The following is a 17,331-nucleotide window of genomic DNA, read 5'->3' on the forward strand; positions in this document are numbered from 1 at the left end:
CCTATGCAAAAACAATGCAAAAGATTAATGCACCAAATCCAATCCTCCGAAGTTGCCGCTACTCATCATTAGAAACACACCGTTTGTTTTGTCCAAAGATTGCCAATAGCAGTGCAAATCCTCAGCATTCGTAAAAACTTTTAAGTTAGAATTCTTAAATTTATCCTTAATCAAATCCGGTGAGATAGGCTCCATTCTCTTTATTCTAAGTGCTTCTTCCGAATAAAAGACCACTGCTTCATCTGCCAGATCCAGACTGTGTGCATACTGCTCCAAAAAAACAGGATTAAGAGAAGAATAAGTATGAAGCTCCAAAAATGCGTAAGTTTTCTCTTTCTTAAAACGCTCTGCAAATGCTTTTACCGTAGCACTTACCTTACTGGGTGCGTGGGCAAAATCTTTATATAAAATGCCGCCATCCAGCCTTTCTACTTTTTCCAGTCTTTTGGAAGCCCCTTTGAAACTCATTATCGCTTCATAAAATTCTTCCTCCATAATACCCATCTGCTGGCATATGAGCCTTGCACCTTCCATATTAAGAAGATTATGACGCCCAAATATAGAAAGAGGGATATCGCCCATTTCCGTCTGAAGAAAAACCGTTTCATTTTCTATTTTATATTTAGGGGTACAATAAGGGATTTTTCTGAAATAATTCTCTGCATTTTCCACCACCTTAACTACCTCTTTATCTTCTTCATTATAAACCAAAATACCACCGGGCGTAATGGTCTCTACAAATTTTTTGAACTGAACGGTATAATCCTCAAATGTCTTAAATACATTGATATGATCCCACGCAATTCCGGAAATCAACGCTATATTGGGGTGGTACAATAGAAATTTCGAACGGCTGTCAATAGGTGACGACAAATATTCATCGCCCTCCAAAACCATAAAATCATTATCATCCGTAATTTTCACCATACAATCAAACCCTTCCAGCTGGGCACCCACCATATAATCTACCTCTCTACGATGGAATTGCAGCGTGTGAAGTATCATAGAGGTAATCGTTGTCTTACCATGGGAACCGCCTATCACTACTCTTGTTTTATTTTTGCTTTGTTCGTACAGAAACTCGGGATAAGAATAAATTTTTAATCCCAGTTCCTTAGCTTTGGCTAATTCAGGATTGTCCTGATGGGCGTGCATCCCAAGAATTGCCGCATCTATATCTTGAGTAATCTTCTCTGGAAACCATCCCAATTCTGACGGTAAAATACCTTTTTTTTCCAACCTCGACTTAGAAGGCTCAAATATAGCATCGTCTGATCCCGATACTTCGTACCCTTTGTCTTTTAGTGCTATTGCCAAATTATGCATAGCACTCCCCCCTATTGCAATGAAGTGTGTTTTCAAAATTCAAATCGTTTTAGCAAAGGTAATATTTTTTCCTTATATTGAACATCGAATGATTTGACAAATTAGCCCACTAAGAAATACTATTTTATATGAAAATCCTTTGAAAAGTATTATATTTGTACTCTATAACTGATATAAAAAGATATGAAGACACAAAAGATAGGCATTACTTTTTCTGCATTTGATCTGTTACACGCAGGACATATAAAAATGCTTGAAGAAGCCAAGGCGGTATGCGATTACCTTATCGTAGGGCTACAAATGGATCCTACTCTTGACAGACCGGAAAAAAACAAACCGGCCCAGTCTGTAGTTGAGCGGTATATTCAGCTGAAAGCTTGTAAATCAGTAGATGAAATTGTCCCTTATAATACAGAACAAGATTTATTGGACATCTTAAAATCTTTTGTTATTGACATTCGGATTATCGGTGATGACTATCGCGATAAGAATTTTACAGGTAAAGACTACTGCGAACAAAAAGGAATTGAAATCTATTACAATAAGAGAGACCATAGATTTTCCAGCTCGGCACTGAAAAAAGCAATCTACGAGCAAGAGTCTCAAAAGTACAACAAATAATGAAACTAAAGGAAACTATTCTTAAAGATTGTTTTATCGTAGAACCTACAATATTTAATGATGAGAGAGGTTATTTCTACGAAAAATATAACCAGAGAAAATTTGAAGAACTATCAGGGCTATCCGGAGATTTTGTTCAAGATAATATTTCTAAATCTTCGTACGGGGTACTAAGAGGTCTTCATCTGCAAAAAGGGGAACACGCTCAAGCTAAGTTAGTATCTTGTCTCGAGGGAAAAGTATGGGATATAGCCGTAGATCTTAGAGAAGACTCGCCAAGTTTTGGCAAATGGATTGGAGTAGAACTAACTGAAGAAAATAAATACCAACTCTACATTCCTCGTGGTTTTGCTCACGGTTTTGCCGTACTTAGTGAAACCGCAATATTTTCATATAAGTGTGATAACTATTACAACAAAGAATCCGAAGGAGGTATTATTTGGAACGACCCTGATTTGGCAATAGACTGGAAACTACCTCCTAATGATATCATCCTATCTGAAAAAGATAAAGCAATGCCAAAATTTAAAGCTAAAAATTTTTAATTAAAAACTATGAAATCTATTATAATCACTGGAGGGGCTGGATTTATAGGATCCCATGTCGTTCGAGAGTTTGTAAAATACTTACCAAAAACAAAAATCATCAATTTAGATGCTCTCACTTATGCCGGAAATTTAGAGAACCTCAAAGATATTGAAAACGAGCCTAATTACATTTTTGAAAAAGCCGATATTACAAATACCGAAGAACTTAGAGCCATTTTTGAAAAGTACTGCCCTGATGCTGTGGTACATTTAGCCGCAGAAAGCCATGTGGATAGAAGCATCACAGATCCGAATGCCTTCATTAACACCAATGTAATAGGAACGGCTAACCTTCTCAATCTTTGCAAAGAATTTTGGACGCTGAATCCCGAACATACGCACGGGAACTTTCCCGATGAGGAGAGGCAAAACCTATTTTACCATGTATCTACAGATGAGGTATATGGAGCATTGGGCGAAACCGGTTTTTTTACAGAAGAAACACCTTACGATCCAAAATCACCTTACTCCGCCAGTAAGGCTGCCAGTGATCATTTGGTAAGAGCTTATGGAAACACCTATGGACTTCCTTATATTATTTCCAATTGTTCTAATAACTATGGACCAAATCATTTCCCTGAAAAGCTAATCCCACTATGTATTTTTAATATCATCAATGAAAAACCTCTTCCTATTTATGGAGATGGGAAATATACGAGGGACTGGCTTTTTGTCGTAGATCACGCTAAGGCTATTTTTAAAATTTTCCACGAAGCCAAAACCGGAGAAACCTACAATATCGGAGGATGGAATGAATGGCAAAACATAGACCTCATCAAGGAATTGATTAAACAAATGGACGCTCGATTAGGTCGTCCTGAAGGTTATTCAGAGCGATTGATTACTTTTGTAAAAGACCGCCCGGGACACGACAAACGCTATGCCATAGATGCCACAAAACTCAACAAAGATTTAGGCTGGAAACCAAGTGTAACATTCGAACAAGGCTTAGCCAAAACGATTGATTGGTTTTTGGAGAACAAAGCATGGTTAGAGCATGTTACTAGTGGAGCTTATCAAGAATATTATAGTAAACAGTATAAATAATGAAAGGCATTATATTAGCCGGAGGTTCCGGTACGCGTCTGTATCCTCTTACCATTGCTGTGAGTAAGCAACTTATGCCTGTTTACGATAAACCAATGATCTATTATCCACTATCCACCTTGCTATTAGCAGGGATTAAAGAAATACTCATAATCACCACGCCGCACGATCAAGAAAATTTCAAGAAGCTCCTCGGAGACGGCTCTCAGATTGGCTGCCATATAGAGTATAAAATACAGCCAAGTCCTGATGGATTAGCCCAAGCTTTTATACTTGGAGAAGAGTTTATCGGCAATGATTCCGTAGCCTTGGTATTAGGGGATAATATTTTTTATGGAGCAGGGCTGTCCCAGCTTTTAGAGAGTAAAACCAATATAAAAGGAGGCTGTGTATTCGCCTACAAAGTTACGGATCCAGAGCGGTACGGTGTTGTAGAATTTGATAAAGACCAAAAAGCAATTTCCATTGAAGAAAAACCTACTCATCCAAAATCCAGCTATGCGGTTCCGGGGCTTTATTTCTACGACAACCAAGTGGTGGAGTTTGCAAAAAACTTAAAACCTTCTGCACGCGGTGAGTTGGAAATCACAGATATCAACAGAATTTACTTAGAAAAAGGTGAATTAGAAGTAGGCGTAATGTCTCGCGGAACGGCGTGGCTGGATACAGGAACCTTTGACTCCTTGCACGAGGCTTCAGAGTTTGTAAAAGTCTTAGAAAAACGCCAAGGATTCAAAATCTCTTGTATCGAGGAAATCGCTTACAAAAAAGGATTCATCAACAAAGAACAAGTACTAAAAGCAGCCGAAAAATACGGTAAAAGTGGTTACGGAGATTATCTAAAAAATATTTTCTAACAACAAGAAATCATATATGTACACACAGATAGAAATAGATTCTCACTTTGAGGGACAGCTACAAATTGCCTATCTCAACCAGCCTGAGACTTACAACAGTCTTACCAAGACAATGCTCAGAGAATTAAAAAAATTTGTACAAGATTGTAATGCAGATTTCAATGTCCGCTGCGTTGCTATTTCCGGAAAAGGAAAGGCTTTTTGTTCCGGACAAAACCTTAAAGAGGCATTGTCTTATAAAGACGAAAAGCACGAAGAGCGTTTTATACAAAGGATAGTCGTTGATTATTACAATCCTTTAGTCCAAGTTATCATCAATGCCCAAAAACCAGTAATCTCTTTAGTCAATGGTCCTGCAGTGGGTGCAGGAGCAATGTTAGCTTTAATTTGTGATTTTGCATTAGCCTCAGAAAACGCCTATTTTTCTCAAGCATTTTCTAATTTAGGCTTAATTCCGGATACTGCAGGAACCTATTTCTTACCCAAACTAATGAGCCGAGCACAAGCATTTTACTTGGCTTTCACAGGGAAAAAGCTATCCGCAAACGAAGCCAAGCAAATGGGAATTGTAGCAGATACTTTCTCGGCAGATGAATTTCAAGTAAAAGCAATGAGTGTTTTGGAACAAATCACAATGAAGCCAACCGTGGCATTAGCTCTCACTAAAAAAGCATTTAATAAATCTTATGATAATTCTCTGAACGAGCAGTTGGATCTGGAAGGAATACTTCAACAAGAAGCAGCAGAATCAGAAGATTTTCAAGAAGGTATCGCTGCTTTTATAGATAAAAGAACGCCTACTTTTAAAGGTAAATAATCTCAGTACATTTCTAAATTTTACTACCACCAGACAACAAAGCTGTAAAATACATAATATAAAAAATTACCTTACCTTTGTTAAATATTTTTTAATTATGATAATATCAATGACGGGATTCGGCAGAGCCGAAGGAAACTTTGAAGGAAAAAAAATAAGTGTCGATATTCGCTCGCTTAATGGTAAAAATATAGATCTAAATATTCGTATTCCACTATTTTACAAAGAAAAAGAATTTGAAATAAGAAAAATACTTAGCGAGACTATTGTAAGAGGAAAAGCAGACTGCTACATCTCTATAGAGCATATGGAGGAAAATCCTTCTGTAATCATTAACCACAACATGGTAAAAAGCTATGTTTCTGAACTAAAGTCCATATCAAAAGACGGTAGAGATATCGAATATCTAAAAATAGCTATGAGACTTCCGGAAGCTGTTTCCACAAAAAGCGAAGAACTCTCCAGCGAGGAATGGAATGTATTAAAAAAGCTCATCGAGGAGGCTCTTTCACAGTTTAATAACTTCAGAAAAACCGAAGGCGACTGCTTAAGAAGAGATTTAGATAGTAATATTGAGAATATCGGTAAATTTTTAAAAAAAGTAGAACCTTACGAATCCGAACGAATCCGTATCATTAAAGAAAAATACGAAAAGGCATTAAAAGACTTTGAATCAATAGATGAAACACGCTACTACCAAGAAGTAGTTTATTATATAGAAAAATTAGATATATCAGAAGAAAAGACACGCCTTGCCCAACATCTGAAATACTATAAAGAAGTTATGGAAAATGAGCAGTGCAATGGTAAAAAATTGGGATTTATAGCTCAAGAAATTGGGAGGGAAATCAATACTCTCGGTTCAAAATCAAATCACAGTGAAATCCAAAAATTAGTTGTGATGATGAAAGACGATTTAGAAAAAATCAAAGAACAAACTCTCAATATTTTATAAATAGCAATAAAGATTATCATAATAAAAAATCCACCTCATCTTTGAAGTGGATTTTAATATATAAACATTCTATTTATTACTCTGCATCAAAGTCATCATCTTTATCAGCAGTCGCTTTCGCTTCTTCTTTAGATTTTTCTTTCTCAGCTTTTCTTTGAGATTGTCCTTCTTTGATAGCATCTGTAACAGCAGAAAGAATCATATCAATAGACTTAGAAGCATCATCGTTACCAGGGATTACATAATCCACTTTTCTTGGATCAGAATTGGTATCTACGATTGCAAAAACAGGAATACCCAATTTTTTAGCTTCAGTTACAGCAATATGTTCTCTCATAATATCCACTACAAATACTGCAGAAGGAAGACGCACCATATCTGCTATAGAACCTAAGTTTTTTTCAAGATTAGCTCTTTGTCTATCTACTTGTAATCTTTCTTTTTTAGATAAAGTTTCGAAAGTACCATCTTTCTTCATTTTATCAATAGCGTTCATTTTCTTCACGGCTTTTCTGATAGTAACGAAGTTGGTAAGCATACCTCCCGGCCATCTTTCTGTAATATAAGGCATATTGACATCAGATGCGTGTTTTGCTACTATTTCTTTAGCTTGTTTTTTAGTTGCTACGAAAAGAACTTTTTTACCAGCCGAAGTTATTTTTTCAAGAGCTGTACAAGCTTCTTCTAATTTAACAGCTGTTTTGTGTAAATCGATAATGTGAATACCATTTTTCTCCATAAAGATATACGGAGCCATATTCGGATTCCACTTTCTTGTCATATGACCGAAGTGTACTCCTGCCTCTAAAAGGTCTTTTACATTTGCTTTTGCCATTATTTTCTTTTTTGTTAGTTTACTTTCCGCTTTCTTGAGCAATCAACAAATTCTATAGATGGGAGAATTGTTTGGATGCTAAACATAACGGGCAATTTTTAGTTTTAAAATTCAGAATAATGAATAAAAATAATTTGATAAAAATATTTTCTTCACTTCTAAAAATATTAACGTTTTGAGAATTGGAATTTCTTTCTCGCTTTTTTCTGTCCTGGTTTTTTTCTTTCCACCATTCTTGCGTCTCTTGTAAGAAGCCCGTGGGGTTTTAAGATTGCACGGTTTTCTTCATTTATTTCGCATAATGCTCTGGAAAGCCCTAATCTGATAGCTTCTGCTTGACCAGTAATACCACCACCGAACACATTGATTTTAACATCATATTGTCCTGTAGTCTCAGTAAGCAAGAAAGGCTGATTCACTTTATATACCAAAACATCTGTGCAAAAATATTCTTTGGCATCTTTCCCATTCACAGAAATATTTCCTGTACCTGGTTTCACATAGACTCTTGCCACAGAAGTTTTTCTTCTTCCTATTTTGTGTACTATTGACATATATCTTATTTGATTTCGTTAATGTTAATTACTTTTGGCTGCTGAGCTTCGTGCTTATGCTCTGTACCTTCGTATAGATAAAGGTTTTTCAAAATTTTAGCACCTAATCTGTTTTTAGGAAGCATTCCTTTTACAGATTTTTCTAAAATCCTCAAGCTGTTCTTTTTTCTAAGCTCTTCAGCTGTCATAGACTTTTGACCTCCAGGATAACCTGTATGCCAGATATATGTTTTGTCAGACCACTTGTTCCCGGAAAGCTCTACTTTCCCTGCATTCAAAACAATTACATTATCACCACAATCTACATGAGGTGTAAAGTTTGTTTTGTGCTTACCTCTCAAAATCTTCGCAACCTTAGACGCTAATCGTCCTAATGGCTGCCCGGCAGCGTCCACCACAACCCATTCTTTATTAGCGGTAGCTTGGTTTGCCGATACTGTTTTGTAACTTAATGTATTCACAAATTTATCGTTTACGATTAAACATAATTTTCCCCATACGGGAGTGCAAAAGTACAAATATTTTTTTAATTGAAAAATTTTCTGCGGATTAAATCTTCTCGGTACATTCAACCATCAAATACGACACATTGATAAAAGAGGTCTTTCGGAGTTATAAAATTTAAGTTTTTCCCTTGGTCTTCAGTTAATTTTACATTGAATTTCTTTGATATATTCATCATCAATGGTGCTAAATTCTGATGATTTCGAAATATATTACCTGACTCATTTATTGCTGTATTCATTCAATTCCCTTTACCATAAATTATACGGATGTACAAAATAAAATTCAAACTACATTTTTTTTGCAACCTTTTGATGATGGGCAAACTCAACACCATTATCACTGATAATGGACTTTACCGAGTCTTTGTGAGGCAACAGTATTTCTATCACGCTTTGTGCCAATGTTTACGCATTTTTACCTTAAAAAAATCCTTTTAATAGAAATAAATCTTTTATCTCATATATCGCTTTTATATTTGAACTTAGAGATTAGATTTATATTATTCCAAAAAAATCGTACCACAAATTAAGTTGGAAAAAGCTTAATTTTGATTCATAAAAAATAAAATTTCATTGAGAAATACCATCATAGAAAACACTAAGGCATCAATAGTAAAAATCAATAGAATTATTTAATTTTGAATATCCTAATCAACTTAAATCTGATTAATTCCGGTCTAACATTTGGGGAGTAGTATACATTAACTGCAACTATCAGGTGAGAAGAGAAAGTAAAATCAGTTTATTTTGTGTAAGCTTTTTCATCCCATGACATCTTTAAATTCAGTATAATAAATAAATTAATTACTAAAGTGCACAACAAAAATAATGGTCTATCAATTTTTAAAATTACCTTTGGAAATATACACCACCTTTTTAGTGTCAAAAAAAGACTCCTCAAAATAATGATTGAGACTGAAAACCTCGCACTTTAGCCCGGCTAATTCTTCGGCTAAATCACCACCTTTCAGATACAATACGCCATTGTGTTTAGAGTTGATTTGCTCTTTCTCAAACTTCCCTTTGAGCCACCTGAGAAATACGGGCATCTGCGTAACGGCACGGCTTACCACAAAATGGAATTTCCCCTCTACGCCCTCTGCCCTACCATGTACAGCAGTTACATTTTCCAGTCCTACGCCATTAGCAACCGCTTCTACTACTTTGATTTTTTTACCAATAGAATCCACCAGCGTAAAATGGACATTCGGAAATAGAATCGCCAGCGGAATACCGGGAAAACCGCCACCTGTACCTACATCTAAAACCTTAGTCCCAGCTGAAAAAGACATTACTTTGACTATTCCCAAAGAATGCAGTATATGCTTTTCGTACAAACTCGCCATATCTTTGCGAGAGATGACATTTATTTTCTCGTTCCACTCGTTGTAGAGTGTCTCTAATTGAACAAACTGTCCTTTTTGTCTTTCTGTAAGGTTTGGAAAATACTTAGTAATAAGGTCTATCCCCATTTAACAGTCTTTTTCGTTGCGTGTTTCTAAGTATTTCTGCCACTCCCATGTCGTCCTAAGTGCCTCTTCCAGCGTTGTTTTCGATTTCCAGCCCAACTCCCGCTCTACTTTGCTCACATCAGCATAAGCAATGGTAATATCTCCCTCTCTACGACCGCAAATTTTATACGGCACTTTCACATTATTAGCTTTCTCAAAAGCATGAACAACTTCTAATACAGACGAACCCTTTCCTGTTCCTAAGTTATAGACATCTACGAGCGTTTCCTCCTTGCTGTTAAGTATTTTTTTTAAGGCTAAGACATGAGCTTTTGCCAAATCCACAACATAGATATAATCTCTTATGGCCGTCCCGTCCGGTGTAGGATAGTCCGCACCCCAAACATGAAGTTCCTCCCTAATTCCTGCCGCCGTTTGCATTACATAAGGCACAAGATTATTAGGAATTCCTATCGGCAGCTCTCCTATTTTTGCAGAAGGGTGGGCACCTATTGGGTTAAAGTACCTCAGCAGTGTTACCTTTTTTTTATGAGCATTAGCGAAATCCCGTAGAATCTCCTCTCCCATTTGTTTGGTTTTTCCGTAGGAAGACTCCGGGGTTTTAAGCAGGGTATCCTCATCAATAGGCATTTTGTCCGCCTGCCCATACACGGTACACGAAGACGAAAACACAAAATTGGAAATATTCCGTTCTTTGAACTCTTGCAAAATATTAATCAAAGAAAACAGATTATTCTCATAGTAATCTACCGGTTTCACTTGGCTTTCCCCTACGGCTTTGAATGCTGCAAAATTGATACATCCCTCAATATAGTGGGCGTCTAAAACCTGAGCCAATAAGTCTCTGCGTTTCAAATCAAATGGATAAAGAACAGGTGATTTCCCCGTTATTTCTTTAATATTTTCGAGAACAAATTTTTCGGAATTGGACATATCATCCACAATAACCACCTCAAAACCATTATTCAAAAGCTCTACCACCGTATGAGAGCCAATGTATCCCAATCCTCCCGTAACTAAAATAGCCATCTTATATTTTTCTTATTTATTCATAAATTCTAATACCGACTCTGTGATATATTTGAGTTGTTCGGCATCTAACTCCGTGTGCATTGGCAGAGAGATAACTTCGTCTAAAAGTTTATCTGTGTTAATGAAATCCGCGTCTTTGCTATCTTGGAAATAGGCTTTTTGTTTCCTCAAAGCCACAGGATAATAAATCATTGCAGGAATTTCCTTTGAAGTCAAAAACTCTTGCAGTTCATTTCTTTTCCCATTGAGAATACGCAATGTATATTGGTGGAACACATGGGTACTCTGCGCATATCTTTTAGGTATCAACATATTTGGATGCCCTGAAAAAGCACTATCGTAATAATCTGCTGCTTTTCTTCTCGCATCATTGTATTGGTTAAGGAACGGCAACTTTCTCCTCAGCACCGCTGCCTGAATGCTATCAAGACGGGAATTAACCCCCACTTCATCGTGGTAATAGCGTTTATACATTCCGTGATTTACAATTCCTCTAATCTTATAATCCAGCTCGTCATCATTGGTAAAAATAGCACCGCCATCTCCATAGCAGCCGAGATTTTTAGACGGGAAGAAAGATGTCGTCCCAATAGTTCCCATCGTTCCGGCCTTTTTCACTGTTCCATCCGAGAATGTAAATTCCGCTCCTATCGCTTGAGCATTATCTTCTACGACATAGAGATTGTGTTCTTTGGCAATTTTCAGAATCTCCTCCATATTGGTACATTGCCCAAAAAGATGAACAGGAATAATGGCTTTGGTTTTCGGCGTAATGGCTTGACGGATTTTTTCAGGATCAATGGTAAAGGTATCATAATCCACATCCACCAAAACAGCTTTCAGCTTGAGCAAATGGATAACTTCTACCGTAGCGGCAAAAGTAAAATCAGCAGTAATTACCTCATCGCCCTCTTGCAAACCAAGAGCCATAAGTGCAATTTGCAGAGCATCTGTCCCATTGGCACAAGGAATCATATGTTTAACATCCAAATAATCCTCCAGCTCCTTTTGGAACAATTTTACCTCCGGACCATTCACAAATTGTGCAGATTCCATCACATTAAGAACTGCATTATCTACTTCATTTTTTATCTTAAAGTATTGACTCTGAAGGTCAACCATTTGTATTTTTTTCATAAAAAATTTTTCTGTAAAGGTAAGGATTAATCTCGATTAAAAAAAATGTTATCCGAATGTTTAGCCTCTTGCCTCTTCAGAACAAAATAAGTATCTCTAATATTTCATTCTAAGCATCAACGACTTCCTTTTATCTGCAATCCATTATTTTTTTTAACAACAAAACAATATTCATCGCAAGTTTCTTTACCACCCTATCTTATACGATTTCCGTATTTTACCGTAAGAATTAATTTGTCATAAAAAATCTTTTCTTATTTTTGTGCGGCAAAGCAGAGACTTTTTTATATTTCTTTTGCTTTTTACGGCTTGTTTTCAGTTTTAAAAGATTTATCCGCACGCAGAGCAAAGACAGAGCAGCGGTTATTGCTTTTGGAAAGCACAACAAACTCATAATAATTATAAAATAATTAAAGAAAGACAACTAAAATAAAAATGAAAAAAATCGTATCTTTATGTTTTGCTACAATAGCAATACTTACTTTAACTAATTGTAACCCAATATACAAGAAAATGAATATAGACAAATCTTTTTATGAAGCTCTGCCCGATGGCGTGTATGCTAAAATGGAAACCTCTAAGGGGGATATGATTATCAAGTTTTTTGATAAAGAATCACCGGTAACGGTAGCCAATTTTGTGGGACTTGCCCAAGGTAAAATAGAAAACAAAGCTAAGACTAAAGGCGTTCCATTTTATGACGGGCTTATTTTCCACCGAGTTATCAAGAATTTTATGATACAAGGCGGAGACCCGCAAGGTACCGGAATGGGAAGCCCCGGATACAAATTTGACGATGAGAAAAACGACCTGAAACATGATGCCGAAGGCTATCTGTCTATGGCAAATTCCGGACCTAATACCAATGGCTCTCAGTTTTTCATTACACATGTACCTACGCCTTGGCTTGATGGGAAACACACTATTTTCGGAAAAGTGGTAAAAGGAATAGAGGTAATAGATGCTATTGCTAATGTAAAAACAGCGGCTCAAGATCGCCCGGAACAAGATGTGAAAATCGAAAAAGTAGAAATTTTCACAAAAGGAGAGGCCTACAAACATTATGACGCAGCGAAAACTTTCAATGAAGGCAAGGCTAAAATCCAAGAAAACAACCAAGCATATTTTGAAAAAAAAGCAGCAGAAGAAGCTAAGAAATTAGAAAGAATGAAGAGCGAAATGACTCAAACCCCAAGCGGACTGTTCTACAAAATTACACAGACGACAGAAGGAAAAGCTCCAAAAGCAGGAGATGTCGTTGCAGTTCATTATTCCGGAAAACTACTTAACGGAATGGAGTTTGACAATTCTTACAAAAGACACGAACCGATAGATTTTCCTGTGGGAACAGGGCGTGTTATCAAAGGTTGGGATGAAGGTATAATGCTATTAAAAGAAGGTGAAAAAGCCACCCTGCTTATCCCGCCGGCATTAGGCTACGGAGCAAGAGGTGCGGGAGGCGTTATTCCACCAAATGCTTGGCTTCTCTTTGATGTGGAATTGGTGAAAGTAAAATAAAAAAAACAATATCAAAACGGTGGGACCACAAAAAGTTTCACCGTTTTAGTTTTCTAAATTTCAAATCATTAAAAAGATTACCATACAATCATATTATGACAATACATGATTTTATTTCCAAACTCAATTCTTTGATCCCCTTCCGGCAGGCTGAAGATTTTGATAATGTAGGCTTGCTCTGCGGCGTTCCGGAGAGAGAGATTACCAGAGTTCTCATAGCCCATGATGCTTTGGAGGAGGTTATAGACGAAGCAGAAGCACGAGGCGCCAATGTCGTTTTGGCTTTCCATCCCATTATCTTTTCGGGGCTAAAATCAATTACAGGAAAAAACTATGTGGAGCGGGCAGTCTTGAAAGCCATTGAAAAGAAAATAGCCATTATAGCTATTCATACAGCTTTGGATAATGATTTTCTTGGTGTTAATCATCAAATCGGCAAAGAGCTTGGACTTGAAAATCTACGCACGCTGATGCCTAAAAACAAATCATTAAAACAGCTGGTAGTCTATGTACCCAATGATCATTTAGAAGTCCTAAAAGAAGCCCTATTTCAAGCAGGTGCCGGGAATATAGGTTTCTATGATGAGTGCAGCTACGCTCTCGGAGGCAATGGAACATTCCGCCCTAAAAAAGGAGCAAATCCGTACTGCGGAACTATCGGAGAAAGAGAAACCACGGAAGAGTCTGCATTATCCGTTATTTTTGAAGATTATAAGCTTCCCGCAGTTATTGAGGCTATGAAATCTGCACATCCTTATGAAGAGGTAGCCTATCATATTTACACATTGGATAATGAAAATCAATATTTAGGTCTGGGGCAATATGGCGAGTTGCCGGAAGAAATGGACGAGTGGGATTTTTTGTCGTTGATCAAAAATAAATTTAATCTAAAAGTCGTTCGTTATAGTCCTTTGACTAATAAAAAAATAAAAAAAGTAGGAATGATAGGCGGAAGTGGAACCATCGGAATAAAGGCGGCTCTAGCAAAGGGCTGCGATGCTTACCTTACAGGAGATGTAAAATACCATGAGTTTTATCAAGGAGAGGATAAAATGTTGATTTGTGATATTGGGCATTTCGAATCAGAGCAATTTGTTATGACACAATTATTTGAAATTTTATCAGAAAATTTTACTACCTTTGCAGTCTTAAAAACGACTCAAAATACTAACCCCGTAAATTATTTTATATAACGATATGGCAAAGAAAACCGATGACATCTCTGTAGAAGAAAAACTAAGAGCGTTATACGACTTGCAGTTTATAGACTCTCGTTTGGATGAAATCCGCAATACCAGAGGAGAACTACCCATAGAGGTAGAAGACTTGGAAACAGAAATACAAGGCCTGAACAAAAGAGTGGAAAAATTTGAAAACGAAATCAAAGAACAGCAAGGCGAAGTTACTAGCAAAAAAGAGCTTATCAAGCAATCCAAAACATTGATAGAAAAGTATAAAAGCCAGCAGGACAATGTAAGAAATGATAAAGAATTCAGTGCATTGGAAAAAGAAATAGAGTACCAAGACCTTGAGATACAATTAGCAGAAAAGAAAATCAAAGAATTCAAAGCAAGAATAGAGCACAAAAAAGAATCTCTAAATGCCCTTAAAGAAAAAATTTCGGAGCTCGACGGTCATTTGAATTATAAGAAAAACGAGCTGGATAATCTCATCAACGAGACTCAAAAAGAAGAAGAATTTTTGGTTAAAAAATCCGAAGAGTTTGCAAAGAAAATAGACAAAAGACTTTTGGCTTCTTATCAAAGAATCCGAAACGGATCTTCTAACGGACTCGCTGTAGTAGGTATAGAACGAGGTGCTCCGAAAGGATCTTACTTTACTATTCCGCCTCAGAAACAAGTAGAAATCGCTCAAAGGAAAAAGATCGTTATAGACGAACATTCCGGTAAAATCTTAGTAGATGATGATTTGGTAAGCGAAGAAAATGCTAAAATGCAAGAAATAATAAAGTTTTAAGAATAAAAAACTTATAAAAAGTCCGCTTCATTTAAGCGGATTTTTTTATTTTTGGAAGCATAAAATTACTCTTATGAAATTAAAATACGCTCTACTCGGTTTAGCAGCACCAATGCTGATGAATGCCCAAAATGTAATGACTCCGGAAATACTCTGGACATTAAAGAAAATAAATGTACAAACGGTATCGCCGTCTCAAGATGCATTACTATACAGCGTGGGACAAGTGAATTTAGAGACAGAAAAAACAAATCATGAAAACTTTTTGCTCAATCTTAAAAACAACCAAAGCATCAATCTGAATTTAAAGGGCAAAACTCCGTTCCAATGGGATAGCAACGGCATCTACGCCAGAAAAGAAAATCAAATATACCTCTCCAAAGATATGGGCAAAACTTGGACGCTTTTCTATACTTTGGACAAAGATGCAGACCTCGCAATAGTATCTCCTGATGGCAAGAAGATAGCATTTAGTAAAGAGGTTTTGATAAACAAAATTATGGGTAAAGATATCTACAAGGATTTACCGAAGACTACCGGATATGTTTTTACAGACCTTAATCACAGACATTGGGATCATTTTAACAAAGGTAAATACAATCATATTTTTGTAGTAAATGCAGATGAGAATACCGATGAGGCAAAAGATATTATTGGCTGCAATCCTTGGGATTGCCCTCAACAGCCGGGTGGCGGACAAGAAGACTTTACTTTCAGCCCTGATTCTTCCGAGATATTATTCGTTCTAAAACCCTACGACGGGGTGAAGTATATGATTTCTACAAACACCGATATATTCTCGTATAACCTTAATTCCGGTACTGTAAAAAATCTGACTGAAAGTAATAAAGGATACGATATGAATCCAAAATTCAGTCCTGACGGAAAACATTTGGCTTGGCTAAGTATGGCAACCGACGGTTACGAAGCAGATAAAAATGAGCTTAAAATAATGGAGCTTAGCACCGGAAAAGTAACAAATATTACCAAAAACTGGGACGAAAGTATAGATGGTGATTTCTCTTGGGACAAAGGAGGGAAAACCATTTATTTTACCGCCGCCTATCGCGGAACGAAACACCTTTTTTCTGCAGATGCTAAAACGAAAGCCATTAAGCAAGTAACCGACGGGCAATTTGATGTAAATAACATCTATGCCCAGAATAAAAACGGATTAGTAGTAGGCAGAACGGATGTCAATCACAATACGGATTTGTATTCTGTAAATTTGAACAACGGAAAAATGGTTCAGCTTACGAATGTTAATAAGGAGATCTATGCTAAAATTACTCCTTCTAAATCTGAGCTTAAAATGGTAAAGACTACCGATGGCAAAGAAATGGGTGTTTGGTTTTTCTACCCACCAAACTTTGACCCTCACAAAAAGTATCCTTCGCTGCTGTATTGCCAGGGAGGTCCGCAGTCGGCTCTTACACCGTTTTTCTCTGTTCGCTGGAACTTTGCCCTTATGGCAGCCCAAGGCTACATAGTGATAGCACCAAACCGCAGGGGAATGCCGGGCTGGGGAGTAAAATGGAATGCAGATATCTCCAAAGACTGGGGAGGACAGCCTATGAAAGACTATTTGTCAGCCGCAGATTACGCTAAAACATTACCTTATATAGACGGCAGCCGTATGGGGTGCGTAGGTGCAAGCTATGGAGGATACAGCGTATTCATGCTTGCGGGAATTCACAAAAATAGGTTCAAGACATTTATCGCCCACGACGGATTGTTTGATATGAAATCTTGGTATCTTACGACAGACGAACTTTGGTTTGCCAATTGGGATTTAGGAGGCTCTCCTTATGATACGCCTGTGCCAAAATCTTACACAGATTTTAACCCGAGTAATTTTGTGAAAAATTGGAATCGCCCAATTATGATTATTCAAGGAGGAACAGACTACCGAGTACCTTATGAACAAGGGCAAGAAGCGTTTCAAGCAGCGAAACTTAAAGGACTTAAAACACAGATGCTTTATTTCCCTAATGAAAATCACTGGGTACTGAATCCTCAGAATGGGTTGCTCTGGCAGCGAGAGTTTTTCAAATGGCTGAAAGAAACACTTTAATAAAAAAATAAGCTGC

At 37.0% G+C, this 17,331-nt stretch carries 17 protein-coding genes; 10 read left to right on the forward strand and 7 right to left on the reverse strand.

Translation table 11 applies throughout. The features are described 5' to 3' along the window. Window positions 1–24: 24 nt before the first annotated feature. Window positions 25–1,362 carry a UDP-N-acetylmuramate--L-alanine ligase gene (locus BLS89_RS06435; protein ID WP_092736741.1) on the reverse strand — a complete coding sequence of 446 codons (1,338 nt, stop codon included), beginning with the start codon at window positions 1,360–1,362 and terminating at the stop codon, window positions 25–27. 147 nt (window positions 1,363–1,509) lie between these two features. Between BLS89_RS06435 and BLS89_RS06440 the strand changes: the two genes are divergently transcribed. The 6 genes from BLS89_RS06440 to BLS89_RS06465 all read left to right on the forward strand — a co-directional run bounded on the left by BLS89_RS06440 (window position 1,510) and on the right by BLS89_RS06465 (window position 6,210). Then, window positions 1,510–1,947 carry an adenylyltransferase/cytidyltransferase family protein gene (locus tag BLS89_RS06440; RefSeq protein ID WP_092736743.1) on the forward strand — a complete coding sequence of 146 codons (438 nt, stop codon included), beginning with the start codon at window positions 1,510–1,512 and terminating at the stop codon, window positions 1,945–1,947. Further along, the gene (gene rfbC / locus BLS89_RS06445) at window positions 1,947–2,492 is read left to right on the forward strand and encodes a dTDP-4-dehydrorhamnose 3,5-epimerase (protein WP_092736745.1); all 546 of its coding nucleotides are present in this window, start codon (window positions 1,947–1,949) and stop codon (window positions 2,490–2,492) included. Before BLS89_RS06440 ends, rfbC begins: the two co-directional genes overlap by 1 nt. A 9-nt stretch (window positions 2,493–2,501) precedes the next feature. After that, window positions 2,502–3,581, forward strand: a complete 1,080-nt coding sequence (gene rfbB / locus BLS89_RS06450; RefSeq protein WP_092736747.1) for a dTDP-glucose 4,6-dehydratase — start codon at window positions 2,502–2,504, stop codon at window positions 3,579–3,581. Continuing rightward, window positions 3,581–4,438 (forward strand): glucose-1-phosphate thymidylyltransferase RfbA, encoded by an 858-nt coding sequence (gene rfbA / locus BLS89_RS06455; RefSeq protein WP_092736749.1) that lies wholly within the window; start codon window positions 3,581–3,583, stop codon window positions 4,436–4,438. The genes rfbB and rfbA overlap by 1 nt, the downstream gene beginning before the upstream one ends. A gap of 16 nt (window positions 4,439–4,454) precedes the next feature. Further along, entirely contained in the window at window positions 4,455–5,255 is an 801-nt protein-coding gene (locus BLS89_RS06460) for an enoyl-CoA hydratase/isomerase family protein (protein ID WP_092736751.1), read from the forward strand. Between the two features lie 97 nt (window positions 5,256–5,352). Then, window positions 5,353–6,210 (forward strand): YicC/YloC family endoribonuclease, encoded by an 858-nt coding sequence (locus BLS89_RS06465; protein WP_092736753.1) that lies wholly within the window; start codon window positions 5,353–5,355, stop codon window positions 6,208–6,210. 76 nt (window positions 6,211–6,286) lie between these two features. Here the strand turns inward: BLS89_RS06465 and rpsB are convergent, their stop codons facing one another. The 6 genes from rpsB to BLS89_RS06495 form a co-directional block, all read right to left on the reverse strand. After that, complete coding sequence (gene rpsB / locus BLS89_RS06470) at window positions 6,287–7,045, reverse strand: 30S ribosomal protein S2 (protein ID WP_092736845.1); 759 nt, start codon at window positions 7,043–7,045, stop codon at window positions 6,287–6,289. A gap of 167 nt (window positions 7,046–7,212) precedes the next feature. After that, window positions 7,213–7,599: a 30S ribosomal protein S9 gene (gene rpsI, locus BLS89_RS06475; protein WP_092736754.1), complete on the reverse strand. Its 387-nt coding sequence runs from the start codon at window positions 7,597–7,599 to the stop codon at window positions 7,213–7,215. A gap of 5 nt (window positions 7,600–7,604) precedes the next feature. Continuing rightward, a complete protein-coding gene (gene rplM, locus BLS89_RS06480; RefSeq protein WP_092736847.1) occupies window positions 7,605–8,060 on the reverse strand; it encodes a 50S ribosomal protein L13 in 456 nt (151 codons plus the stop codon). Window positions 8,061–8,941: 881 nt separating this feature from the next. Further along, the gene (gene rsmG, locus BLS89_RS06485; protein WP_092736756.1) at window positions 8,942–9,577 is read right to left on the reverse strand and encodes a 16S rRNA (guanine(527)-N(7))-methyltransferase RsmG; all 636 of its coding nucleotides are present in this window, start codon (window positions 9,575–9,577) and stop codon (window positions 8,942–8,944) included. Beyond that, window positions 9,578–10,606 (reverse strand): UDP-glucose 4-epimerase GalE, encoded by a 1,029-nt coding sequence (gene galE / locus BLS89_RS06490; protein WP_092736758.1) that lies wholly within the window; start codon window positions 10,604–10,606, stop codon window positions 9,578–9,580. Window positions 10,607–10,618: 12 nt separating this feature from the next. Then, complete coding sequence (locus BLS89_RS06495; RefSeq protein WP_092736760.1) at window positions 10,619–11,746, reverse strand: DegT/DnrJ/EryC1/StrS family aminotransferase; 1,128 nt, start codon at window positions 11,744–11,746, stop codon at window positions 10,619–10,621. 513 nt (window positions 11,747–12,259) lie between these two features. Between BLS89_RS06495 and BLS89_RS06500 the strand changes: the two genes are divergently transcribed. The 4 genes from BLS89_RS06500 to BLS89_RS06515 all read left to right on the forward strand — a co-directional run bounded on the left by BLS89_RS06500 (window position 12,260) and on the right by BLS89_RS06515 (window position 17,315). Beyond that, the gene (locus tag BLS89_RS06500; RefSeq protein ID WP_245688905.1) at window positions 12,260–13,264 is read left to right on the forward strand and encodes a peptidylprolyl isomerase; all 1,005 of its coding nucleotides are present in this window, start codon (window positions 12,260–12,262) and stop codon (window positions 13,262–13,264) included. A 95-nt stretch (window positions 13,265–13,359) separates the two neighbouring features. Then, window positions 13,360–14,457, forward strand: coding sequence for a Nif3-like dinuclear metal center hexameric protein (locus BLS89_RS06505; protein ID WP_092736764.1), 1,098 nt, complete (start codon window positions 13,360–13,362; stop codon window positions 14,455–14,457). A 4-nt stretch (window positions 14,458–14,461) separates the two neighbouring features. Next, the gene (locus tag BLS89_RS06510; protein WP_092736766.1) at window positions 14,462–15,241 is read left to right on the forward strand and encodes a zinc ribbon domain-containing protein; all 780 of its coding nucleotides are present in this window, start codon (window positions 14,462–14,464) and stop codon (window positions 15,239–15,241) included. 73 nt (window positions 15,242–15,314) lie between these two features. Next, window positions 15,315–17,315 (forward strand): S9 family peptidase, encoded by a 2,001-nt coding sequence (locus tag BLS89_RS06515; RefSeq protein ID WP_092736768.1) that lies wholly within the window; start codon window positions 15,315–15,317, stop codon window positions 17,313–17,315. Window positions 17,316–17,331 lie beyond the last annotated feature (16 nt).

Source organism: Riemerella columbipharyngis, assembly GCF_900101995.1.
Lineage (GTDB): Bacteria > Bacteroidota > Bacteroidia > Flavobacteriales > Weeksellaceae > Riemerella > Riemerella columbipharyngis.

Bases quoted from the DNA above. Each gene is read 5' to 3' on its own strand.
- BLS89_RS06440 (WP_092736743.1), top strand. From the start codon at position 1,510: ATGAAGACACAAAAGATAGGCATTACTTTTTCTGCATTTGATCTGTTA.
- rfbC (WP_092736745.1), top strand. From the start codon at position 1,947: ATGAAACTAAAGGAAACTATTCTTAAAGATTGTTTTATCGTAGAACCT.
- rfbB (WP_092736747.1), top strand. From the start codon at position 2,502: ATGAAATCTATTATAATCACTGGAGGGGCTGGATTTATAGGATCCCAT.
- rfbA (WP_092736749.1), top strand. From the start codon at position 3,581: ATGAAAGGCATTATATTAGCCGGAGGTTCCGGTACGCGTCTGTATCCT.
- BLS89_RS06460 (WP_092736751.1), top strand. From the start codon at position 4,455: ATGTACACACAGATAGAAATAGATTCTCACTTTGAGGGACAGCTACAA.
- BLS89_RS06465 (WP_092736753.1), top strand. From the start codon at position 5,353: ATGATAATATCAATGACGGGATTCGGCAGAGCCGAAGGAAACTTTGAA.
- rpsB (WP_092736845.1), bottom strand. From the start codon at position 7,045: ATGGCAAAAGCAAATGTAAAAGACCTTTTAGAGGCAGGAGTACACTTC.
- rpsI (WP_092736754.1), bottom strand. From the start codon at position 7,599: ATGTCAATAGTACACAAAATAGGAAGAAGAAAAACTTCTGTGGCAAGA.
- rsmG (WP_092736756.1), bottom strand. From the start codon at position 9,577: ATGGGGATAGACCTTATTACTAAGTATTTTCCAAACCTTACAGAAAGA.
- galE (WP_092736758.1), bottom strand. From the start codon at position 10,606: ATGGCTATTTTAGTTACGGGAGGATTGGGATACATTGGCTCTCATACG.
- BLS89_RS06495 (WP_092736760.1), bottom strand. From the start codon at position 11,746: ATGAAAAAAATACAAATGGTTGACCTTCAGAGTCAATACTTTAAGATA.
- BLS89_RS06500 (WP_245688905.1), top strand. From the start codon at position 12,260: ATGAATATAGACAAATCTTTTTATGAAGCTCTGCCCGATGGCGTGTAT.
- BLS89_RS06505 (WP_092736764.1), top strand. From the start codon at position 13,360: ATGACAATACATGATTTTATTTCCAAACTCAATTCTTTGATCCCCTTC.
- BLS89_RS06510 (WP_092736766.1), top strand. From the start codon at position 14,462: ATGGCAAAGAAAACCGATGACATCTCTGTAGAAGAAAAACTAAGAGCG.
- BLS89_RS06515 (WP_092736768.1), top strand. From the start codon at position 15,315: ATGAAATTAAAATACGCTCTACTCGGTTTAGCAGCACCAATGCTGATG.